The sequence below is a fragment of the Corynebacterium sp. HMSC074C04 genome (assembly GCF_001838295.1).
Classification (GTDB): domain Bacteria; phylum Actinomycetota; class Actinomycetes; order Mycobacteriales; family Mycobacteriaceae; genus Corynebacterium; species Corynebacterium amycolatum.
On sequence record NZ_KV836272.1, the window covers coordinates 322,521 to 345,483 of the forward strand.

The 22,963-nt window shown below is 56.2% G+C and carries 20 protein-coding genes and 1 pseudogene; 4 read left to right on the plus strand and 17 right to left on the minus strand.

Annotated features, from left to right (window positions below; all coding sequences use genetic code 11):
* The 3 genes and pseudogenes from HMPREF3011_RS05795 to HMPREF3011_RS05805 form a co-directional block, all read right to left on the minus strand.
* A pseudogene (locus HMPREF3011_RS05795) lies at nt 1-275 on the minus strand (regulatory protein RecX); the annotation flags it as partial.
* 67 nt (nt 276-342) lie between these two features.
* Nucleotides 343-1,446: a recombinase RecA gene (recA, locus tag HMPREF3011_RS05800; RefSeq protein ID WP_038628758.1), complete on the minus strand. Its 1,104-nt coding sequence runs from the start codon at nt 1,444-1,446 to the stop codon at nt 343-345.
* A 304-nt stretch (nt 1,447-1,750) separates the two neighbouring features.
* Nucleotides 1,751-1,984 (minus strand): DUF3046 domain-containing protein, encoded by a 234-nt coding sequence (locus HMPREF3011_RS05805; RefSeq protein WP_080972864.1) that lies wholly within the window; start codon nt 1,982-1,984, stop codon nt 1,751-1,753.
* Between the two features lie 79 nt (nt 1,985-2,063).
* Between HMPREF3011_RS05805 and HMPREF3011_RS05810 the strand changes: the two genes are divergently transcribed.
* The 3 genes from HMPREF3011_RS05810 to HMPREF3011_RS05820 are packed head-to-tail and all read left to right on the plus strand — an operon-like array spanning nt 2,064 to nt 4,033.
* Nucleotides 2,064-2,681: a biotin transporter BioY gene (locus tag HMPREF3011_RS05810; RefSeq protein WP_038628756.1), complete on the plus strand. Its 618-nt coding sequence runs from the start codon at nt 2,064-2,066 to the stop codon at nt 2,679-2,681.
* Nucleotides 2,682-2,714: 33 nt separating this feature from the next.
* Nucleotides 2,715-3,416, plus strand: coding sequence for an energy-coupling factor ABC transporter ATP-binding protein (locus tag HMPREF3011_RS05815; RefSeq protein WP_038628754.1), 702 nt, complete (start codon nt 2,715-2,717; stop codon nt 3,414-3,416).
* Nucleotides 3,413-4,033 carry an energy-coupling factor transporter transmembrane component T family protein gene (locus tag HMPREF3011_RS05820; protein ID WP_038628752.1) on the plus strand — a complete coding sequence of 207 codons (621 nt, stop codon included), beginning with the start codon at nt 3,413-3,415 and terminating at the stop codon, nt 4,031-4,033. The genes HMPREF3011_RS05815 and HMPREF3011_RS05820 overlap by 4 nt, the downstream gene beginning before the upstream one ends.
* Nucleotides 4,034-4,038: 5 nt before the next feature.
* On the opposite strand, the gene HMPREF3011_RS05825 is transcribed toward HMPREF3011_RS05820, so the two are convergent.
* The 11 genes from HMPREF3011_RS05825 to dapB form a co-directional block, all read right to left on the minus strand.
* Nucleotides 4,039-4,866 (minus strand): PspA/IM30 family protein, encoded by an 828-nt coding sequence (locus HMPREF3011_RS05825; protein WP_038628750.1) that lies wholly within the window; start codon nt 4,864-4,866, stop codon nt 4,039-4,041.
* 141 nt (nt 4,867-5,007) lie between these two features.
* On the minus strand, nt 5,008-5,442 hold the full coding sequence (locus tag HMPREF3011_RS05830) for a helix-turn-helix domain-containing protein (RefSeq protein ID WP_038628748.1): 435 nt from the start codon (nt 5,440-5,442) through the stop codon (nt 5,008-5,010).
* 51 nt (nt 5,443-5,493) lie between these two features.
* Complete coding sequence (locus HMPREF3011_RS05835; protein ID WP_070841525.1) at nt 5,494-6,036, minus strand: CinA family protein; 543 nt, start codon at nt 6,034-6,036, stop codon at nt 5,494-5,496.
* Between the two features lie 24 nt (nt 6,037-6,060).
* Nucleotides 6,061-6,627 (minus strand): CDP-diacylglycerol--glycerol-3-phosphate 3-phosphatidyltransferase, encoded by a 567-nt coding sequence (pgsA, locus tag HMPREF3011_RS05840; protein WP_016422605.1) that lies wholly within the window; start codon nt 6,625-6,627, stop codon nt 6,061-6,063.
* 31 nt (nt 6,628-6,658) lie between these two features.
* Nucleotides 6,659-7,792 (minus strand): TerC family protein, encoded by a 1,134-nt coding sequence (locus HMPREF3011_RS05845; RefSeq protein ID WP_016422604.1) that lies wholly within the window; start codon nt 7,790-7,792, stop codon nt 6,659-6,661.
* Between the two features lie 236 nt (nt 7,793-8,028).
* Entirely contained in the window at nt 8,029-11,325 is a 3,297-nt protein-coding gene (locus tag HMPREF3011_RS05850) for a DNA translocase FtsK (protein WP_070841526.1), read from the minus strand.
* Between the two features lie 105 nt (nt 11,326-11,430).
* Nucleotides 11,431-12,048: a TIGR03085 family metal-binding protein gene (locus tag HMPREF3011_RS05855; protein ID WP_016422602.1), complete on the minus strand. Its 618-nt coding sequence runs from the start codon at nt 12,046-12,048 to the stop codon at nt 11,431-11,433.
* An 89-nt stretch (nt 12,049-12,137) separates the two neighbouring features.
* Nucleotides 12,138-14,237, minus strand: a complete 2,100-nt coding sequence (locus HMPREF3011_RS05860; RefSeq protein ID WP_038628746.1) for a ribonuclease J — start codon at nt 14,235-14,237, stop codon at nt 12,138-12,140.
* Nucleotides 14,237-15,142, minus strand: a complete 906-nt coding sequence (gene dapA / locus HMPREF3011_RS05865) for a 4-hydroxy-tetrahydrodipicolinate synthase (protein ID WP_038628744.1) — start codon at nt 15,140-15,142, stop codon at nt 14,237-14,239. The genes HMPREF3011_RS05860 and dapA overlap by 1 nt, the downstream gene beginning before the upstream one ends.
* A gap of 58 nt (nt 15,143-15,200) precedes the next feature.
* On the minus strand, nt 15,201-15,953 hold the full coding sequence (thyX, locus tag HMPREF3011_RS05870) for an FAD-dependent thymidylate synthase (RefSeq protein ID WP_038628740.1): 753 nt from the start codon (nt 15,951-15,953) through the stop codon (nt 15,201-15,203).
* Nucleotides 15,954-15,973: 20 nt separating this feature from the next.
* Nucleotides 15,974-16,726: a 4-hydroxy-tetrahydrodipicolinate reductase gene (gene dapB, locus HMPREF3011_RS05875; RefSeq protein WP_038629577.1), complete on the minus strand. Its 753-nt coding sequence runs from the start codon at nt 16,724-16,726 to the stop codon at nt 15,974-15,976.
* A gap of 266 nt (nt 16,727-16,992) precedes the next feature.
* Here dapB and HMPREF3011_RS05880 point away from each other — a divergent pair, with 266 nt between their 5' ends.
* Nucleotides 16,993-18,381 carry a DHA2 family efflux MFS transporter permease subunit gene (locus HMPREF3011_RS05880; protein ID WP_235191250.1) on the plus strand — a complete coding sequence of 463 codons (1,389 nt, stop codon included), beginning with the start codon at nt 16,993-16,995 and terminating at the stop codon, nt 18,379-18,381.
* Nucleotides 18,382-18,408: 27 nt separating this feature from the next.
* Here the strand turns inward: HMPREF3011_RS05880 and galK are convergent, their stop codons facing one another.
* From galK to HMPREF3011_RS05895, 3 genes are read right to left on the minus strand one after another with little or no spacing between them, the layout of a single operon-like run.
* Nucleotides 18,409-20,820: a galactokinase gene (gene galK / locus HMPREF3011_RS11650; RefSeq protein WP_081914019.1), complete on the minus strand. Its 2,412-nt coding sequence runs from the start codon at nt 20,818-20,820 to the stop codon at nt 18,409-18,411.
* Between the two features lie 9 nt (nt 20,821-20,829).
* Entirely contained in the window at nt 20,830-21,111 is a 282-nt protein-coding gene (locus HMPREF3011_RS05890) for a hypothetical protein (RefSeq protein WP_038628733.1), read from the minus strand.
* A 16-nt stretch (nt 21,112-21,127) separates the two neighbouring features.
* The gene (locus tag HMPREF3011_RS05895; protein WP_187402601.1) at nt 21,128-22,789 is read right to left on the minus strand and encodes a sodium:solute symporter family protein; all 1,662 of its coding nucleotides are present in this window, start codon (nt 22,787-22,789) and stop codon (nt 21,128-21,130) included.
* Nucleotides 22,790-22,963: the final 174 nt, after the last annotated feature.

A 22,963-nucleotide genomic window follows, 5' to 3' on the forward strand; every position in this document is an offset into this window, starting at 1 on the left:
AAGCGCTGCCGCACCCATTCGGATGCGAAAAGCTCGTCATTAACCAAACCACTTCGGGTCAGGTCATCAACGACTTCTTCAATCATCGAGGTTGGAAACTCCTCGACTGCCTCGAGCCTTTCTACGAGTTCCTTGCGGGAGCGCATTCGCTGATCGAGCAAGCGCAGCGCCTTAGCACGAATCGGAGCCTTGGATTCCTCACGACCCGCATCGTAGAGCGAACTACCGTCAGCTTCCGCAATCTGCTGAGCAAGCTTTTCGATAGTCTCCCGCACATCGCGGCCGTTACGATCCTCCACGGTCCTCACTTTTCATGTGTCCCGGCACTACGCCTCGAGCCAGCTAGTCTTCCAAATCATCGAAGTCGATGTCCGGCACGACATCGACAGGGGCATCGATATCGGTCTCGTCCTCGACCTCAGCGAATTCCCCGACCCCGAGTTTCTTCTTAATCTTGACTTCGATTTCCTGGGCAATTTCTGGATTCTCGCGCAGGTGCATACGAGCCTTTTCCTTGCCCTGGCCCAACTGATCGCCCTCGTAGGTAAACCACGAACCCGACTTCTTGACGATGCCGTTATCAACGCCCATGTCAATCAACGAGCCCTCACGCGAAATGCCCTCGCCGTAGATGATGTCAAACTCTGCCTGCTTGAACGGCGGCGACACCTTGTTCTTGACTACCTTCAAGCGCGTGCGGTTACCCACGGCATCCTGGCCGTCCTTCAACGTCTGAATTCGGCGTACGTCGCAGCGAACGGAAGCGTAGAACTTCAGTGCTTTACCACCCGTGGTGGTCTCAGGAGAGCCGAACATGACGCCAATCTTTTCACGCAGCTGGTTAATGAAGATGGCAGTGGTGCCGGTGTTAGACAGGGCGCCCGTCATCTTTCGCAGCGCCTGACTCATCAACCGCGCCTGCAGACCAACGTGGGAATCGCCCATTTCACCGTCGATTTCAGCCTTCGGAGTCAACGCGGCCACCGAGTCAACCACAATGATGTCAATAGCACCGGAACGCACCAACATATCTGTGATCTCAAGTGCCTGCTCACCGGTATCTGGTTGGGATACCAGAAGGTTGTCCGTATCTACTCCAAGCTTGCGCGCATAAACCGGATCCAGCGCATGCTCCGCATCAATAAATGCGGCAATACCGCCCTGCCGCTGTGCCTCTGCAATAGCATGCAGTGCGACTGTGGTCTTACCTGAGGATTCTGGACCATAGATCTCTACGATACGACCACGTGGGAACCCACCCAGGCCCAAAGCCACGTCGATAGCGATATTGCCGGAGGGAATAACCTGAATTGGAGGACGATTGTCATCCCCCAGGCGCATAACTGCACCTTTACCAAAGTCCTTCTCAATATTCGCCAGAGCTACATCGAGCGCCTTCAGGCGATCATTGCCCTGGTTCGAAGCCGTAGCCTTCTTACGAGCCATAGTTCGTTGTTCTTCCTCATTGTCATTGTCGCGTACGGTATCGGGTTCTGGAGCCGTACTCAGAGAATGTGTGTCCCGATTTTCATCCAAAACAGAAACTTCGCTCACACTTAATTAGGCGCGAAACTAGCCGTTCCGGTTCCAAATTGGTCCGCGACATCTCTACTGCCGGTTACACCCGGAAGTTATACCGAATCAGACGGATTGACTTCATCAGCACTTTCGATAATATGCGAAACCCTGTTCGAATGGCAACGACACGCAAGTGCCGTCGGCAAGCATTCGCCGTTGTCTACGCCGGAACCTATTCGTCAGGGCCGTACCAGCGGTCTTCAGGAATATCGTGTTCCCTACACAGCGCCCACCAGATATCTCGAGGTTCGACCCCGTCCTCAAGCAATTCCGCGGGAGTCTTTCCATATTCCATCAGCACGTGGGAATGCAACAGCCACGGGCCGTGCTGAGGCCCAAATTCGTAATTGACGAAGTTGTGAAAATCGGCCAATCGCATGAGACCAACGTACAAGATACCTGTCACTGATACCTACCTGGCCCCCTCTGTTCATAACCTAATCCCCGCTCCCCTGCCTGAACAGTGCTCAACCCAGGGGATTAAGATGAGAGCTGTGAATAATTCCAAGGTGTATGACCTCACTATTATCGCTGCTTTCGCAGCACTGATCATCGTACTCGGCGGGATTGCCATTCCCGTTGGCGGTCTCGGCGTGCCAATCGTGCTACAGAACATGGGCATCGCACTGGCAGGGATGATTCTCGGATTCAAACGCGGCGGCCTCGCCACTACCCTGTTCCTGGCTGTTGGGCTCGTGGGTGTCCCAAACATGGCGGGCTGGAAACCACTTCTCGCCGCACTCCCCGGCCCTACCGTGGGTTACATTGTCGGCTACTTAATTGCCGGTTTCGCAATCGGCGCGATTGCCCAGCAAGCACCGCGGGCGAAGGTTTCACGAATCAGCGTCTTCATCGGCGCGGGCCTCGTCGGAGTTCTACTGCAGTACTTCTTCGGATCTGTCGGCTTGGCATGGCGTATGGGACTTAGCTTCACCGACGCACTGATTACCAACGTCCCGTTTATCCCGGGCGACGTTGCAAAGGTTGTCGTAGCCGCGCTTATTGCTACTGCCGTACTGCAGGCTTTCCCTGATTTGCTTCCCGACGCTGCCAACCGTAAGCAAAGTCGTTTGGTTAAGGAAGCAGCCACCTCGGGCAATTAACCCACAGACTTAGAAAGGTCCTCGAGTCGCACTATGCCCACCATCGCTTTTGACCGCGCTTCCGCAACCTATTCGGGACGCCAGATATTGAGGCCAACCACGCTAACTCTCACAGAGAACCGTATCGGCATTATCGGCGAAAACGGTGGCGGTAAGTCCACGCTGGTGCGACTTATTAACGGCCTGGGCCCGGTCACTGGCGGCACGGTTACGTATGAGGGCATGAATGTCGCAAAGCAGGCAAAGGCAATTCGCAAGAAGGTCGGCTTCATCTTTTCTGATGCGGATAACCAAATTGTGATGCCGACAGTCGCAGAGGACATTGCCTTTTCACTACGCAAGCGAAAGCTAACAAAGGATGAGCGCAACCAGCTGGTGCAGGAAGCCCTCGAGCGATTTGGGCTCGCCGATCATGCTGACGCCTCGCCGCACGTGCTCTCGGGTGGACAAAAACAGCTTCTGGCGCTGGCGGCAGTGTTAATTCTTAATCCCACGACCATTATTGCCGATGAGCCCACTACGCTCCTCGACTTGCGTAATCGTCTCCACATTCGGAAAATTTTCGCCCAGCTTGAGCAGCAAATTATCGTGGTCACTCATGATCTGGATTTTCTTATGGACTTCGACCGGGTTATCCGTGTAAGCGCAGGAGAAATCGTCGACGACGGTGCGCCCAAGGAAGTTATTGACCGATACGTCAGCGATATGACTCGTGCAGAAGAAGGCCGCTCATGATTCATCCAGCCGATGTCCCGTTAGGGCTTTACCTCAACCATAAGTCGCCTGCGCACAGGCTCCCGACGGCCCCCAAGCTCATCATTGTCATCGCATTTTTATTGCTCACCGGGATCCTCGTGGATACCTGGTTAGGCGGGGCGATTGCCCTGGCAATTGTCACCCTCGCTTATGCGGTGGCCAAGGTGCCACCCATGGTTGCTTTCCGACAGCTCCGTGGAGCCGTAATCATTTTGGCGCTGCTTTCGCTTCTCCTATGGTGGCGCGCCGGGGGTGAGCAAGCGCTGACGACCTTCCTCGCGCTTCTCGCCGCAATCGCAGCGGCAATATTGCTAACGCTGACGACCCGCGTCAGCGACATCATGGATACTTTGACCACTGCGATGCAACCGTTCGCTCGTTTCGGCCTACCAGTCGACACCATCGCGCTCGCACTATCGCTGACGCTGCGTATGATTCCGCTTCAAGTTATGGCCGCTGCCGAGGTACTGGAGGCTCGAAAAGCCCGAGGGGCTGCCGGCTCAATCATCGCCTTCGGCGTACCTGTGGTCATCCGAACCATTAACCGCTCGAAGGCAATGGGTGATTCGCTAATCGCACGTGGCGAAGGTGAGTAGCAGAATTAATTGCCCTCACGCAGCTGGCGCATGCGCTCAGCAACAGCAGGGTCAACGTTGGAGGCAGCATTTCCCTCGATGGACTTCTGAGCCTCGCCACCAGAGAGCTCGTTGCCGCCGTTCATTTCTGCGCGAATCTGCTCCAGGCGAGAGTGCCCAGCAAGCTGAACGCCTGCGGCCTCTACCTCAGCCATACGCCCCTGAACCGAGTTCTGAGCCAGCTCAGCCTGGCCAAGAGCGTTAGCGTAACGACGCTCAATCTTGTCACGAACCTGATCCAGGTTAGGTGTAGCCCCCGAAGAAATCTGATTCATCGACTGCAAGGACTCAGAGACCTTCTCCTGCATCTTTGCTTGCTCCAGCTGGCTGAGGAGCTTTGCGCGCTCCGCGACCTTCTGCTGCAACTGCATGGAATTACGCTCGACGGCCTTCTTAGCCTGAGTTGCCTGCTGCAGCGACTGATCGTGCAGAGCCTTCAAATCTTCTACCGACTGCTCAGCAGTAACCAACTGAGCTGCGAAAGCCTCAGCTGCGTTCTCATACTCCGTAGCCTTGGCGGTATCCCCCTCAGCACGAGCCTTGTCAGCGAGCTGCAATGCCTGACGAGTGTTCCCCTGCAGCTTTTCAATTTCAGCGAGCTGGCGGTTAAGGCGCATTTCCAGCTGGCGCTGATTACCAATCACCGCCGCTGCCTGCTGCGATAGTTCCTGGTGCTGCCGCTGGGCATCCTCGATAGCCTGCTGAATCTGCACCTTCGGATCAGCGTTTTCCTCAATCTTGGAATCAAAAGCGGCCATCAAGTAATTCCACAGCTTTACAAATGGATTAGCCATAGCGTCCCATACACCTTTCTTATTGCAACTACCTCAAAGCAGGTCTGTGCTTATCGCGCACCCAATCTTAACTAAAGCCAAGCATCTTCGGGTGCTAAGTGCCGGAGCAGTGGAGTGAAATTCCACCGCCGCAACCAATTTCTACATCGCTGCCAATTCCGGGCTCGCCGAATGCAGAGCCATCGCTGTGGCCGCCTCCATCATCAAATCTGACACCGTCACACCAAGCGCCGCACATACGGACGCCAGCAGCTCAGATGAGACTTCTTTCCGTCCACGCTCAAGCTCGGACAAATAACCAGGGCTAATAGCCGCATGTTCAGAAAGCTCACGCAGCGTCTGTCCACTGCGCGAACGAATATCACGCAGCGTTTCCCCCAGTGCCTCTCGCAGGAGTGGCTCACGAGATTCTCCCCGTTCCGCCAAATCCTGTGCCGTTAACTTTGCAACCGATTCAGGCTGCTCCGCTACAGCCACCCGTGCCGACGGCGCTGTGGCATCCATGGAAGCCTGCAAAGCAGCAGCGCTATCTACCTCTGGGTAGCGAATGGTCATAAGTGCAGTATTGTTGGTCATCACTTTCTCTAACGCTTTAGAGGGCCGACCTGTTCCCAATTTTCAAAAATTCTACTCACCCTCGAGATTCTGCAACAACAGTTCTAACGCCAATACCACTGCTTGACGACGAATCTCCGCGCGCGACCCCTCTTTATTCACCGGCAACCTAACAGCAGTTACCCCATCAAGGTACGAAACTCCCGGCGGTTTCAGACCACACCAGACTTCACCTACTGGGTGCCCATCCTGCATCGCTGGACCAGCAACGCCAGTTAGCGAAATCCCCCAGTCCGCCACTGCTTTATTTGCCACTCCAAGTGCCATATACCGGGCCGTCAACTCGGACACGGGGCCATATGCGGCCAAAGCATCCTTTGGCACGTCGGCAAGCAATGCCTTCGTGTCAGTGGCGTAAGTGACCACGCCACCGCGGAGAACGGCGGAGGCTCCCGGTACGGAGGCAACTGTAGCGCAGAGAAGACCTGCGGTAAGTGATTCTGCGGCTGCAAAAGTCTCGCCACGAGCCGTAAGCGTTTGGACGAGTTGAAGCGAAACGCCATCGACACCGTCAGCGTTTTCGTCGCTCTGGGAGAGGCGTTCGACTGTGTTCACAGCTTTACCCTCCACTTAATTTCTCTACGAGACCTTTCGCGCATCCACAATGTACTGGATACCAGTACCGACGGTGACGACAATGGCGGCAACCATCACAATCCAGGACGGCCAGAACAACCAGTCCACTGGCATCAGGAAGAGCCCCACTGCTACAGACTGCAGGACCGTCTTTATCTTGCCGCCCCGAGAAGCCGGAACAACACGCCCCTGACGCAGGGCGAACATACGCCAGATGGTGATGCCACCTTCGCGAATCACGATGATGACAGTCACCCACCACGGCAGAATGTCGATGATGTTCATACCAATCAGCGCAGCCAGCATTAGAGCCTTATCGGCAATCGGATCGGCAATCTTGCCAAAGTCGGTAATGAGGTTACGGCTACGTGCGAGGTGCCCGTCCAACTTGTCAGTCGCCATCAGAAGCGCGAATACGACAAACGACCACCAGCGCCAATTGGTGGCTTCGCCGCCCTCCTGAAGAAGTACCCACAGGAACACCGGTACTCCGAGGATGCGAAGCACGGTCAGGAAATTGGGCAAGTTCCAGTTGGAAACACGGCTTGTATCAGCACTTGGAGCAGTCACAGTTGTTACCTTATCTCACAATCGTGTTCGATTAACGCCCAGGCTCGTTCTTACCGGTGTGTGAACCGTTAGTTTCGCTTCCGGCCGACGTTGACCCCTCACTGACAGAAGTAGAGGAGGCGTGAGAGCCGAGGCCATCGCGGCTTCCATCATCATCGTGGTGAACACGCGGAAGGGCAATCGCACCCATGTTTTCATCACGCTTGCTCTTGAGCCACGATGCCAGGACAGTCACCACCAGAACGATGACGATGACCGCCAGCGACGCCCAGGTCGATACTTCAGGCACCGACACGTTCTCACCGCTGTTGATAAACGGCAGGTTGTTTTCATGCAGTGCGTGCAACAGCAACTTCACACCAATAAAGGCCAGGATGACACCCAGGCCATAAGCCAGGTACACCAAGCGATCCAGCAGACCGTCGAGCAGGAAGTACATCTGTCGCAAACCCATGAGAGCAAGGGCATTTGCAGTAAAGACGATGTATGCCTCATCCGTCAGACCGTAGATAGCCGGGATAGAGTCAAACGCAAACATCACATCGATAAAACCGATGGACACCAGCGCGATGGCAAGTGGAGTCAAGTAACGCTTGCCGTTTTCCTTAACGGTCAACTTGTCCTTGTTGTAATGGTCCGAAATTGGGACGATTCGACGCAGCCATTGAATCAGCTTCATATCCGACGGATCGGGTTCCGGCTTATCGACGGCTTCGTCGTACACCGTCTTGATAGCCGTGTAAATCAGGAAGATTGCAAACAGGTAGAAAACGTCAGACCACTTGGCAATAACTGCCGCACCAGCCCAAATGAACAGGCCTCGGAATACCAGCGCCATCGCAATACCAAACAGCAAAACCTTTTGTTGGTACTGGCGCGGAATCTTGAATGCGCCGATGATGAGTGCAAAGACAAATAGGTTGTCTACGCTGAGCGCCTTTTCGGTGATATAGCCCGATAGAAACTCAATGCCTCGGTGGTGATCCCATAACAACCACACCATTCCGCCGAAAATTAATGCCAAGACTACGTAGAAAGCGGTCCAGATGCCGGCTTCCTTCATAGTTGGGTTATGCGGCGTGCGAACGTGTGCATAGAAGTCAAAGGCGATAAAACCCATGACGACCACAATGGTGATAATCCATACCAATGCGGGGACATGCATATTAAAAAAAGACCTCCGGTCGTGCGAACATGAACCGGAGGTCTCTCCTGCTTCTGCCATCGTGGCAAAAGTGACGGTACCGGGATTCGATGTGCACAAGACGAGTCTGTGCGTCCAATCCGTGCTGACGATAACCGTCACGGGCTAGCGGAAAACATCCGCTTTTACCGGGGATACTCCCCTCCACGTGTGCCGACTATACACGCAATCAGAAACGGCGGTAAGGCTGGGTCGTCCTACGCCATAGATTGATTCGGATCCGCGTCGACTACGTTTACTTCTTCCTTAGGAGCATCCTCCGGGTTTGCGCCCTTGATCATCCACTTAATGGTTTCGAGCTCCTCTGGCTTGACCAGCACCTCACGTGCCTTAGATCCCTCTGACGGTCCAACCACTCCGCGAGTTTCCATCAGATCCATCAGTCGACCGGCCTTGGCGAAACCGACTCGCATCTTGCGCTGCAACATCGAGGTCGACCCGTGCTGTGCGGTGACCACCAGCTCGACTGCCTGAAGCAAATCTTCCAGGTCATCTCCGATATCAGGGTCAATGTTGCGCTCAGCCTCAGCGCTCTTATCCTCCGTGACTCCCTCGGTGTAATCCGGCTCGGCCTGCGCCTTAGCTGCATCGACTACTGCCTGAATCTCTTCGTCTGTGACGAAGGCGCCCTGAAGACGTCGCGGCTTGCCTGCACCCTGTGGGATGAACAGGCCATCGCCCATACCAATGAGCTTTTCAGCACCGCCCTGGTCAAGAATGACGCGGGAGTCCGTGAGCGACGAGGTAGCGAATGCCAGTCTCGATGGCACGTTCGTCTTAATCAAGCCGGTGACCACATCCACAGACGGACGCTGCGTAGCCAGCACCAAGTGGATACCGGCGGCACGGGCCTTTTGCGTGATGCGCACAATCGCATCTTCGATATCGCGGGGTGCGGTCATCATCAGGTCTGCCAACTCGTCAACGACACAGACAATGTACGGGTACGGACGGTACTCGCGCTCCGAGCCAAGTGGGGTCGTAATCTCACCGGACTTGACCTTACGGTTGAAGTCCTTGATGTGACGGACGCGGGCGGCCTTCATGTCCATGTAGCGCTGTTCCATCTCTTCAACCGGCCACTGCAGAGCCGCCGCGGCCTTCTTCGGCTGAGTAATGATTGGCGTAATGAGGTGAGGAATCCCCTCATATGGAGTCAGCTCGACCATCTTCGGGTCCACCAGAATCAGGCGGACATCCTCCGGGGTCGCACGAGTCAACAGTGACACCAACATCGAGTTTACGAATGCGGACTTACCCGAACCGGTCGAACCGGCAACGAGAAGGTGCGGCATTTTCTGGATGGAGTGCGAGATAAACTCGCCCTCAATATCCTTACCGAGACCAATCAGCATCGGGTCATCGTTCGCAACGGTCTTGGGCGCGTTGAGTACGTCGGCAAGCCGAACCATCTCACGGTCGTTGTTCGGCACCTCGATACCAACGGCCGACTTCCCCGGAATCGGAGTCAGTAAGCGGACATTGTCGGTCGCTACCGCGTAGGCAATGTTGGACTGCAGGTTCGTGATCTTCGAGACCTTCACGCCCGGGCCAAGCTCGACCTCGTAGCGAGTCACCGTCGGACCGCGAGAGAAACCAGTCACCGCAGCATCGACCTTGAATTCTGCGAATACTTCAGTAATCGCCTCGATCATGCGGTCGTTCGTCGCCGTACGTGTCTTGGGACGCTCACCTGGAATCAACAAGTTAGTCGATGGCAGGTGATAGTCAGATTCCGGCGTGCGTGCCGACGAACCGGAAGTACCCTCGGCATCCTTTTCCAATTCAGACTTCGGAGTTGTGGCCGGAATCTTAGAGGCATCGATACCAGAACGAGCGGCAATGGCATCCATTGTGCGGCGGGTAGCCTCAGACACTGCATCCCGCGAATCATCGACAGACGACTCGCCCTGCGGCGCGCTCGCCGGCTCTACGACCTCAGGTTGAACAGCGGGCTGTTTCGGAGCTCGGGAATCGGAAACACAATTCCGTTCGCTGTTACTAGCTGCAGCAGCCTCCTGCGTCGGGTACTCGGAGTACTCGTCATAATCCTCGTCGACAGCGTGGTAGTTCGTGCCCCCGACAGCTGGAATAGTCGATTCTGTCTCAGCGGTGTCGCGATGTACTGCATCCGACTGAGTTTCCTCCACGTACTCAGCTGCCGGAAACGCCGGCTCCACTGGGGAAACTCGATTGGAGTGCGGTGCCCCATTCCGGACATCGAACACTGTGGTCTTTGCCGAGTCGTAGTCGACATCCTCAACCTGACGGGCACGTCGCGGAGCCTGTCGGTTCCTCTGCGGCTCTTCGTTCAAAAGATCGTAGAGGTTACCGTCAGTATCCGGTTCGTCGTAAGGCGCGGGTTCGGGTGCGGACATACGGCTATCCGCGCCACGACGAGGCGCTCGGTAAGCAGAGCGATCGGTCGAACGAGACGAGGAATGTTGCGTGCGGCTGCTGTGGCTTGGGCGACGCTCAATTAGCTGCGTCGGCTGGTCAAAGTCCTCATCGGCATATGCGGTATCGGAATCCCAGCTCGCACGACGTTCCAGCATGTCATCGACATTGCCGTAAGGATCGTCCGATTCCGCCTCGTCGCCGGCACGACGCGAAGACCATTCGGAAAAATTGAAGTATTCCTTAGTGGCATCGATAAGCTGGCGCACCGTCGCGCCAGAGAGCACCAGAGCGCCGTAAAAAACGATACCCAGCAACAAAACCACGGCGACCCACGAGGTAAACCCGGCTGCTAGCGGCGAACCGATATAGCCACCAATTGCGCCACCGGCTGCACGTCGCCCCTGCCAGTCCGCAGGACGACCCGAGCCGATATGCACAATTGCGAGCAGCCCCACCACGATCAGCGAAGCTCCAGTGATCGTAGGTGTCAGACGTTCACGGCGTGGCATAGCATCCAGCATCATTAATACGGAAACAACACCGAGCAGCACCGGAAGTACAAAAGCGCCGATACCAATGAGCGTGCGCACTGCCGTTTCAATGAACTCCCCCACTGGCCCTGCCAGGTGGAACCATGTCGAGCCAGCGAGCACAATCGCCAACGCCAGCACGAGTAGTGCGAGGCCATCCTTCGATCCCGGATCGCCACCCTCATCGAAGTCTGCGTCGAACTCGTCAGCTGGCACGGAGGCCTGTGCCGGCGGTTCAATTACATCGTCATAGCCGCTAGCAGCTTTACGACGCTTCCTACGGGGCTTCGTCGAAAAATCGGCGTCACTTTCGCGCCGCGACATATTCTCCTCTTCATCTCGCTTATTTTTGCGACCGCCTACCCGACGGGCAAGACCGGCCACGCCGCGGGCAGTTTCAGTCCAGGCGCTGGCCAAGCTATTGCCCACGAACGACATGGCGCTAGGAGTGCGCTCGAATTCCTCCGTGGCACTGTGCACGGGGTATCGCCGCGTGGCATCTGTCTCCGCAGAGCGGGAAGATCCACGACGATTGTCAGTTCTGGTTCGGCTGGTCGCAGACATGACCATTACCTTACAGCTAACACCGGATCGTTTTCACATTAGTCACACGCATGTCATTGTTTAACAGGTGGGCTGCCACGACCGTCCAGAACTGAGAACGCGATCTTAAAGGCTGTTGCGCTTGATGCCCGATTCGTCGCCGTCGATGGTGACGCGTACCTCGTCACGGCCATAGAGCCACAACACCAGTTCCCCGACGCTACCGCGGACAGTCACAACCGGAGCACCTTTAGCGCTGTTGTCGATTAGGGTCACCGCAACCCCGTCGTCGCGCATTAGCACCACGGTCGAGGTCGACCCGCGCAACATCATACGGCCGGCAGTAGTGACCAGGCGCCACAGGTCTGAAACTCCGGAGGGTGGTAGCTGACGAACGGTCCAACCTTCCTGGGCACGACGGACATCCTCGTGGTGAACGAAGTTCTCCGCAGTGTTGACGTAGCGGTCTGCCCAGTTCATTGGATTCCATCGCGGAGCACCACTGCCCCACTTCCCCACCACTTCGACGTAGGGCATTCGATTGACCTCAGCGGTAACAGCATCGAGGCGTTCCGAAAGCGCCTTGACGAACATCCCGCCAGCGGCATCCAGACGGTTTTCGCGAATGTAAAGGTGGTTGGCCAAATCCCGGGTTGTCCAGCCCTCGCACAAGGTCGGTGCGTCGGGACCGACGCTGAGCAGTAGATTAGCTAGGTCTTCACGTTCCCGTTCAGCAAAAGTCATAGCTCCAGACTAGACCAGGCACGGAGAAGCCCGCATCCACACGGCTTTAGGTGGATGCGGGCTCTTACGCTAAAAGACCCTCTAGAAACTTAGATGCTTTCGCGCGACTCCTTGATTTCCTCATCGGTGACCTCTTCGGCTGCCTCTGAGGACATCGGCACGATGGTCGGAACAACCATCGGGCTGCGACGCCATTTCTGGTTAATGACGCGCTCGGTGCGGCGACGAACTTCCTGAGCCATACGGTATGGATTGTTCTCGCCACTGCCAGCCAGGTCAAAGAGAGTATCGTCAACTACCTGCTCGACGGTTGCGAGCACTTCCTTGGCGTCGTCCGAGTAACCGCGAGCCTGAGCCCGTGGCTTCTCCAACGGACGACCAGTGCGGTTATCAATGACGGCTGTGACGGTGATAAGACCACCTTCACGCATTTCAGCACGGTCTGCCAGCACGTCAGCGTCGACGTCACCCATGGTGACGCCATCAACGTAGAGGTTACCAACCGGAACCTGGCCAACTACACGAGCGCGGCCGTCAACGAGGTCGACAACCACACCGTTCTGAGCGAGGACAACGTTTTCTGGCTTCACACCAGTGGACACAGCCAGTTCCTTGTTGGCACGAATGTGGCGCCACTCACCGTGAATTGGCATGACATTCGACGGACGGGCTGCGTTGTAGAGGAACAGCAGCTCGCCGGCAAACCCGTGACCGGAGGTGTGAACCTTGGCTTCCTTGCCAGTGATAACCGTGGCACCAATCTGGGCCAACATGTTAATAACGCCGAAGACCGCCTCTTCATTACCCGGTACCAGCGAAGAACTGAGGATAATCAGGTCGCCATCACGAACGGTAATCTGACGGTGCTCACGACGGGCCATGCGAGACAGCGCAGCCATTGGCTCACCCTGCGTACCGGTAGTCACCAGCACGACCTTGTGGGGCGCCATGCGAGCGGCCTCGTTCATCTCCACGATGGTGTTCTCTGGCGCGGTCAGCAGACCCAACTCCTGCGCGATACGCATGTTGCGAATCATGGAGCGGCCGTTGAACGCGACCTTTCGTCCAGACTTGACAGCTGCATCGATAACAGCCTGAACGCGGTAGACATTCGACGCGAAGGCCGCGACGATAACGCGCTGCTTTGCGTCCATAATCAGACGACGCAGGGTCGGAGCCAACTCCGCCTCGGAACCGGAGAAGCCCGGGATTGTGGCGTTGGTGGACTCACACAAGAAGAGGTCGATTCCCTCATCACCGTAGCGGCTCAGCGCCGGCAGGTCAGTCGGCTTTCCGTCCGGCGGGGTCTGGTCCATCTTCACGTCACCGGTGTGGACAACCATGCCAGCTCCGGTCTTAATGACGATGCCAAGGCACTCCGGAATCGAGTGGTTGACATTGAAGAAACGCAGATCGAACGGACCACGCTGTATGTGGCTGGTGTCGTTGACCTCGATGACCTTCGGGCGCTGACGGTGCTCCTGTGTCTTGGCCTGAATCAGTGCCAAGGTAAAGCGGGAAGCAATAATCGGGATGTCCGCGCGCTGCTTGAGCAACCAAGGGATAGCACCGATGTGATCCTCGTGACCGTGGGTGACCACGAGAGCTTCCACGCGATCCCACTTGTCTTCCATGTAGGAGAAGTCAGGCAGAATCAGGTCAACACCCGGCTCATCCGAGCTCGGGAACAGCACGCCACAGTCGACGATAATCAGTCGGTTTTTGTACTCCAACACGGTCATATTGCGACCGATTTCGGAAATACCACCCAGCGCGACCACGCGCAGACCGTCCTTGGGGGCCTTTGGCGGCGCGGGCAGACGTTGCGTCAAGTCTGCACCCTGCATCGACTGCACTACGTTACGACGGTTACCGCCACGCCCGCCACGGCCACCCCGCGAATTATTTCCGCGGTTACCGCCACGGCCACCGCGACCACCACGAGAACCGCGGTTGGAAGAATTCGACGAACCTTGGGACTTCTTAGCGTTGCCGGCGTTCTTACGATCACCGGAACGCTCAGAGCGCTCGGAACGCTGCGAGGACTTCGAGCCGTTGGAATTAGCTCCACCCTTGTCGGAGCCCTTGGATGCAGAGTTCTTGGACTGCTCTGCTGCAGCCACGTCAGACTCGGAAGGCGGACCGGCCTTACGAGTTACCTTGCGGGCGCGATTGCGTCCTTCAGCCACTACAGAACACCTGCCTTCCGCATAGCTTCTTCAAGCACCTCAAGCTGCTGGTCATTTGCTGCAATTTGCGGCAAGCGTGGATCTCCTATCTCAATGCCCTGCAGACGCAGAGCGGACTTAGCAAAACTTACACCGCCAAGTGCAGCCTGAGCGGCAAACAGCGGAGTCATCTTTGCGTGGGCAGCCTGCGCACCAGCAAGGTCTCCCTTGTCAAAGCAAGAGCGCACCTCAGCCAGCAGCTGCGGGGCTGCATGTCCAATAACGGAAATGAACCCGGTGGCGCCAATCGACAGCCACGGAAGGTTCAGCACATCGTCACCGGAGTACCACGCCAAATCAGTATTAGCGATAATGCCGGCGGCAGCTCCCAAGTCCCCCTTGGCGTCCTTAACAGCCTGGATTCTCGGGTGCTCCGCCAACCGGTAAATGGTATCAACTTCAATCGGAATAACCGAACGCGGCGGAATGTCATACAGGCACACCGGAGCCTCGGTTGCGTCGGCCACCGCCGTAAAGTGGCGGTACAGGCCCTCCTGGGACGGCTTGGAGTAATACGGCGTGACGACGAGCAGCGCATCCGCGCCCGCCTCCACAGAAGCCTTTGCCAGCTCAATGGACCCGGCCGTGTCATTGGTGCCGGCACCGGCCACAAGCTTGACCTTATCGCCCATCTCTGCGCGGACAGCTCGGAGAAGCTCAAGCTTTTCCTCAACGGTCGTAGTAGGCGACTCGCCAGTAGTACCGGCCAGAATGAGTGCATCGCAGCCGCCGTCTACAAGATGCCCAGCGAGCTGCACACCTGCCTTGACATCGAGGTTTCCGTCCTTATCAAAAGGGGTCACCATAGCTACGGCGACAGTGCCGAAAATGTCAGCACCGCGAGTTGACGCAATTCCTGTGCTCATTGTTGACTACCTTTTCTTAAAAATCTCAATCGACTATATCTTCACACTGTACGTGCGATTACCCCTCGAAGGCGTAAGGACTCGACGCGACGACCGACCCATCCTTCAGAGTGTTGATCTCAAAATCCCCAAAAGCAACAGGAGCGCAGCGCTGCAGCTCCCGCAGACAAGCCACCGCCAACTCCCGAATTTCAGCATCGGCATGCTCGGTCGCACGCATCGAAATGAAGTGGCGCCAAGACCGGAAATTACCAGTAATCACGATTCGAGTTTCGGTGGCATTGGGCAAAACCGCCCGGGCTGCCTGGCGTGCCTGCTTTCGCCGCAAGATAGCGTTGGGCTCATCGGCCCACTTCTCTTCCAGTGCGTCTAATAACTCACCATAGGCGAAACGGGACTGATCAACCGCGCTTTCGAAAACTCGCAATAGATCCGGGTCCTCCGCAATTGCGGGAGGAACCACAACATTGTTGGAACTAGCCGGCACAAACCGCTGCGACAACTGCGAAAAGGAAAAGTGACGGTGCCGTGTGAGTTCATGTGCACACGAGCGCGACAGCCCACGGACATAGATGCTTGCACTTGCGTGTTCAAAAAGTGAGGTGTGGCCTACCTCGAGCACATGCCGCAGATATCCCCTATTCGTCGCAGTTCGCGGATTGGGCTTGTCCCACGTTTCATAACAAGCCCGGCCAGAGAACTCAATTAATGCTTCCCCACCGTCGGCATCGGTATCAAAGTCGATGTCCTCAGGTGGGAAGAAATTGGTCGAGGCAATCAGTTGCGCCTTGAGAGTGACGTTTTCAGACATTTTCAGTGAACTCCTGGCAATTACAGTCCCAGGAACGGCTCCAGTCCCACAGTCAGGCCCGGAAAATCCTCAATTTTACGCACGCCCAGCAGCACACCCGGCACAAAGCTGGTGCGCGAGTAGGAGTCCTGCTTGATGGTGAGCGACTGTCCTTCAGCGCCGAAGATAACGGTCTCGTGAGCCACCGAACCGGTCATGCGTACTGCGTGTACCGGAATGCCCTCCACATCAGAACCGCGAGCGCCCTCGAGCGTCTGTTCAGTGGCATCGGGCTGCTCCCCCATGCCTGCTTCCTTGCGAGCACGGGCAATAGCCTCAGCAGTGTGGATAGCGGTGCCCGAGGGGGCATCCTTTTTAAAAGGATGGTGCATTTCGATAACTTCAGCGGACTCGAAGTACGGAGCGGCTAGCTCTGCCATCTTCATGGTCAATACTGCAGAGATTGCGAAGTTCGGTGCAACAAGGACATTGGCGGCACCGTCGGCGTCGTCAAGCCAGCGCTGCACCTGATCGAGGCGCTCCTTGGTAAAGCCCGTGGTACCCACGACGGCGTTGATGCCATTCTTAATACAGAACTCAAGATTGCCCATCACAGCGTCGGGCTGAGTAAAGTCAACAATGGTCTGCACACCAGCGGTGACAAGTTCATTCAGGTCATCGCCCGAGTCGAGACCCGCTGCCAGCTCCAAATCGTCGGCGGCATCAACTGCCTCGCAGATGGTGGACCCTACCTTGCCCTTGGCGCCAAGTACGCCGACCTTGATATTGCTCACAGCTCTCTTGTCCTTTCCCAACGGGTTCATCTCTATCCCTTACCTTAGAATGTGTTGGGCAACATGTGTGCCAATGCCCCCCGTCGGCTTTGCCGTTTTGTCGGCTTACGATGGGGATTTTCTTGCGCTAAGCCGCAACATCTTTGAAAATTACTTTTTCAGTACCTATATCTAGAAAGTGACTTCTCTTGGTTTCTGAATCTGAAGATTCCGAATTGAGCCCAAGTTCGGAAGCAGCACAGGCCAAAGCGCCGAAAAACGCTTACATGGCCATTTATGTGCTACTAGCTGCGGCATTTATGGCTATCTTGAACGAGACGGTCATGAGTGTCGCAATTCCCGTCGTTAAGGCGGACCTTAACATCAGCGCAGCGACTGCCGGATGGCTGACAACGGCATTCCTGCTGACCATGGCTGTTGTCATTCCAGTCACTGGATTTCTCATTGCCTCAGTGCGCTTCCGCACTCTTTTCGCCATCAGCCAGGGGCTATTTGTCGTAGGCACTCTCATTGGTGCCTTCGCGCCAGGTTTTGCAATCGTGCTGCTCGCACGCGTTGTTCAAGCCTCCGGCACCGCAGTGTTGCTGCCACTACTGATGACCACGGTTCTCAATGTGGTACCGGAACATGAGCGCGGTCGCATGATGGGACGCATGAGCATAGTCATCGCCGTCGCACCTGCTATCGGCCCCACTTTCTCCGGTTTAATTCTGGAGATTGCAAACAACAATTGGCATGCGCTCTTCGACACGATGCTGCCGCTCGGCCTGATTGTGCTCGTGGTCGGTGTCATCCTCGTGCCCAACATCGAGGAAAACTCCGCCAAGCCCATCGATATTCTCTCGGTGTTCCTCAGCGCAGGCGCATTCGGTCCGCTCGTGTATGCGCTCAGCCGTGTGGGTGCCGAATTTTCGCTTATCGACGGAATCCTCTGCGCAGCCGGAATCGTGCTACTGGTGCTCTTCATCATGCGTCAGCGCCGCTTGGCACCACGAAACCGAGCTCTGCTGGACCTTCGGACCTTCCGTACCAAGAGCTTCACACTGTCCACAACCATCCTGACTTTCGGCTTTATGCTGATGTTCGGTGTGATCATCATTCTGCCGCTCTACCTCAACCTGCGCGGTGTTGATGTCAAGACCATTGGACTAATTGTGATGCCCGGCCCGCTGATTATGGGGCTTATGGGTCCGACTGTTGGCCGCCTTTTCGACACCTACGGTCCGCGTCCGCTGGCAATCCCTGGTTCTATTGTTCTCGCCCTCGGTCTCTTCGGGCTCGGCTTTATCTCGGCGTCCACTCCGCTGTGGTGGATTGTCGCCTGCCACATCGTCTTTGAGATCGGTCTGGGCCTGCTGTTTACTCCACTGTTCACATTCGGCCTTGGCGATCTTCCCAAGAACCTCTACCCGGATGGCTCAGCGATCCTGAACACGCTGCAGCAGGTTGCAGGCGCGGTTGGTACTGCACTTTTTGTCGCACTGTCGACTGTCATTGCCGCGGGTCTTTCCGGCGCTGGTGCAGCAGCTCCTGCAACCGCCGACCTGATTCGTGGCTATAGCATTGCGATGTTTACCGCCGCGGGGCTTGGCGTGGTGCTGATATTCCTGACCACGCTGCTCAAGCCGCAGCGGAAGAAGATCGCATTGCAGTAGCCCCCCCGAGACCGGGAGTAATACCGCCTAGACTAGGCGGCTTGCTCCCGGCCCCGGATTTCCAACGAAAAACTCCGGTTCCGGCATTCCTCGGTCACGGAAAGCCGACGCAACTGCATTCGCTGCAGCATTGACACGGTCGTGTGGCAGCAGCGCAATGGCACTGCCACCAAAGCCACCGCCAGTCATTCGGGCACCGAGCGCGCCCTGCTCAAGCGCTACGTCTACAGCAATATCCAGCTCTGGACAGGAAACTTCGTAGTCATCCCTCAGCGAAAGATGGCTTGCCACCATCAAAGTGCCAAAAGCCTCGAAGTCCCCCTCGGAAAGCTTTTCAATCGCCTGTGCCGTCCGGTCAATTTCGGTAACAACGTGACGCACTCGGCGCGCCACCGTATCAACCCACTGATCCCTATCTGCCTCAGCTGGGACGTTCTCCTTCGCCCAATTGATAGCAGCACCAACTGCATCATCCAGGCCGCGGAAATCAGATGCCCCAACACCATTTTTCACGGCATCAATGATTCCGCGACGCGTCGCATACTGACCATCCGAGAGACTATGTCGAACATTGGTGTTGATCACCAAAATTTCTAGATCCTCGTCTGCGAAAGCAGCCTTGACAAGCTGGTCAGAACTCTTCGCAAAGTCAATGGCCAGTGCATGTTTTTCCTTGCCCTTGATGGATATACGCTGATCCAGACCGCCGGTAGAGGCACCAACGACCTCATTTTCTGCGCGGATAGCCGCCTCAACAATTCCCTGCTGCTCTTCATCGTTTGGTGCACGACCGTGGACGAGTTCAAAGGCTGCAACGCCGACAGAACACTCCAGAGCGGCGGAGCTAGACAACCCAGAGCCGACCGGCACATCGGAAGAAATCGCAATGTCAAGGCTTGGGCAATCTGCAGGCAACAGCCCTGCCTCACGCATAGCCCAGATAGTGCCAACTGCGTATCCCGTCCAATTTGCAGGAGAGTTCGGACCGACATCGGACATTGCGATATTAACCGGCCTGTCACCGTCTGCGGCATCGTCCTTGTCCATCAAGTCCGAAACGATTCGCACTGTCCACGAGTCCCTGGCATTCTGAGCACCCACCGCTGCAAAAGTACTCTGCGCCAACGCGAATGGCAGACAGATGCCATCGGCATAATCGACATGTTCGCCAACTAGGTTGACTCTGCCTGGGGCGCGAAAGACACCCTGTGGTTCCGAACCGAAGCTGCGCCGAAATTGCTCTGTTACATCAGATACGGCCTGCTTATGGGGACGAGTGCGCAGCCAGCGAGTCTGGCCAAGCTCCCGGAAGCGGTCAGCGATTGCCTCTGGTGTTGTATCCGAAATCCAGGCTCCTTGCCCGGACTCTGAACCAGCGAGGAATTTCATGCGTCCTGCAGAGCGCATCATGGAATAGAGCTGCAAATGGAGGCGCCCAAACTGGTGATCCTCGCCTACCGGAGCTTGGTTCCAGGCAGCGATGTACGGCGTTTTATCGATGCCGGGGAAGAATCGGTCAATACGTCGCAGCAGGTCAAGATACATTGCTGCCAGTTCGTCCTTTTCCGCATCGGTCAGCTCCTGGAAGTCACCGACAGCGCGATTTGCCATCAGCATGACTTCGACTGGCCACTTAGCTGCAGCTGGGACGAATGCGGTGAAGTACTCCCCTTCTGCGATGATTCGTCGACCTGAAGCCTTTTCGGCCTCCAGGACATCATCAAAAAGGTCGCGGCCGGTGGTTTCAAAGTGAGCCTTCGCGCGTGCAGCGATGGCCGCCGCACGAGATGGCAGATAGGGGTAGGAGTAAATCTGCCCATGGGGATGCTGCAGTGTTACCCCAATTTCCTTGCCCCTGTTTTCAAAGGGGAACACCAACCGCACACCTTCGAGCTTGCTGAGTTCCGCAGTGCGGTGCGCCCACGCTTCAATAACGGTGCGAGCACGAGTGAAAGTCAGATCCCGGAAGGAGTCCGAAACATTCGGGGTAAAGCAGACAACCTCACACCGAGCCAAGGCCGGCTTCCGCGGGAAAATCTCGGCGCCGTCGACAGTCTGAGCAAAGTCATCCGGAACTTCCATGTGCATAGAAAGCGATGGGAATCGGTTTTCAAAAACCACCACGTCGTAGTCGCTGGCAGGCACCTCTGTGGGAAGTTGTCCCGGCAGCGTCGGAGCTAAGGGGTTCTCGCCAGCAGGAGGCATAAAGGTGCGGTTCATGCGGTGTGCCGCGTAGCAGTACCAATCACCTGTCAGCGGATCTTGGCGCAGCTCCGACTCTGTAATCGCCTGTGGCAAATCACGTTCGTCGGTTAATTTTCGGGTCTTCTTGCCCGAGACATAGTCCGGTTCATCGTCGAAGTAGATTAGCTCGCGACCGTCGGCAAGCGTAGTGCGCGTTACCGAAAAAGCGTGAGAGTGCTGGTCGTCGGTTGTCATTTATCCTCCTTATGATTCTTCGACAACCGTTGGGCGTAGTTTTGCCCAGGCATAGAAAACGATTGCAAAGAGGAGCAGGGCTATTCCGCTGTACAGGTTATACGTCGGCTCTTTGGCAACATTGGTCTCAGGGTTGACCCCAGGATCGAGGAACAACCACGATAGCAGCAAAATGATGCCGTAAAGACCAAGCATCGCCCCAATGACGTTGCGAATGTCAAAGGCACCTGCTTTCTTTTTACCGGCGCTGACAGTCGCTTTTACAGTTGAGTTGTTTTGCGTCCGTGACATGATTTCTCACTAGCTCCTATGCGAAAACGATGTTGAGAACTACGGCCATCACCAGGCACAAGATACCCAGCGGAACAGTTCGCTGTAGCAATGGCAGCTCTGCCTCAGCAGCGTCTGTGAAGTGAGCCTTTGGGGTGACGGATTTGACGAAACCGACCAGCTCCTCATCGGGTTTCGGCCTTGTCATGAGAGAAACGACGACGGCCACCACAATATCGACGACGAATGCCACGGAGGCGGCAGCGAACGCAGTGCCCTGCCCCGGTAGCTCAAAGATAGTTGCGCTTGCCGACGTGAACTCGGAGATGTACCAGTACAAGATTGCAGCGCCCGTTCCTGCAAGCAGAGACGTCCAACCTGCTGTCGGCGTCATGCGCTTCCAGAACATACCGATAAGGAAGGTAGCGAACAACGGTGCGTTGAAGAAGCCGAATAGAGTCTGCAAGTAGTCCATGACATTGCCGAAATTATCGGCAATCAGTGCGGTGAACACTGCGATGCCGGTCGCGCCAATGGTAGCGATACGGCCAACCTTGAGGTAGTAATCATCTGCTCGATTCTTCACGACGTAGGTCTGCCAAATGTCGTAGCTAAAGACTGTATTGAACGCGGAAATATTCGCCGCCATACCTGCCATAAAAGCTGCTAGCAGCCCTGCAATAGCGATGCCCAGCAGGCCGTTGGGAAGCAGATCTCTCATTAGGTACAGAATTGCGTCGTTAGGCTTGGCGGTCTGATCCATGATGGGTGCGACGGTGGCGCCGGCGATCATGCCCGGCAGCACGACGATGAACGGGATGAACATCTTCGGGAAAGCACCGATGATTGGAGTCTTGCGGGCGGCCGACAGTGAGTCGGCGGCCATGGAGCGCTGAACTTCCACGAAGTTGGTTGTCCAGTAGCCAAACGACAGCACGAAGCCGAGGCCAAAGACCAGTCCAATGACGGAAATCACGGGGTTATCAAAACCGGAAATATCCGTGCCCGGCCAAGTGTGGAAGTGCGATTCAGTGGCAACTTTTTCCTTCAGCCCGGACCATCCGCCGACGCTGTGCAGGCCGATCAGAGTCAGTGGCAACAGAGCTGCGACAATCACGAAGAACTGAAGTACCTCGTTGTAGATTGCTGCGGACAGTCCGCCCAGCGTGATGTAGGACAGCACGATGACTGCGGCGACTACCAACGTCAGCCACAGCGGCCAGCCGAGTAGCGCATTGACCACTTTGGCCAGAAGCAGAAGGTTAATGCCTGCAATCAGCAGCTGCGCGATAGCGAAAGAGATTGCATTGACCAGGTGTGCACCGGGACCAAAACGACGCAGCATGAACTCCGGAACTGAGCGAACCTTGGAGCCATAGTAGAAGGGCATCATGACAATGCCCAAAAACACCATGGCTGGGACGGCACCAATCCAGAAGTAGTGCATGGTCTGGAAACCGTATTGCACACCATTTGCGGACATGCCCACGATTTCCACGGCACCGAGATTGGCTGAGATGAACGCCAACCCCGTCACCCAAGCCGGCAGTGAGCGCCCCGAGAGGAAAAAGTCAATGGAGCTGGACACTTTGGCTCGTGCAGCCCAGCCAATACCGAGGACGAATAGGAAGTACAGAGCAACGATGGAGTAATCCACCCATGTCGCGTCGAGTCTTAAGGCTGATTGCGCCACTATCACGACGGCCTCCTTGCGGTTAGGCGGTTGATACGTATTCAGAAAATGCACGAATAGGGATTTCCCTTATTTCGGCACCTGATATGGCGCACGCCCAACAATGGCCATGAAAGTGGCTAGACCTACCGCAAACCGTAGGGGCAAATCGCCACTACCCTGCACAAAAGGAAGACCTAT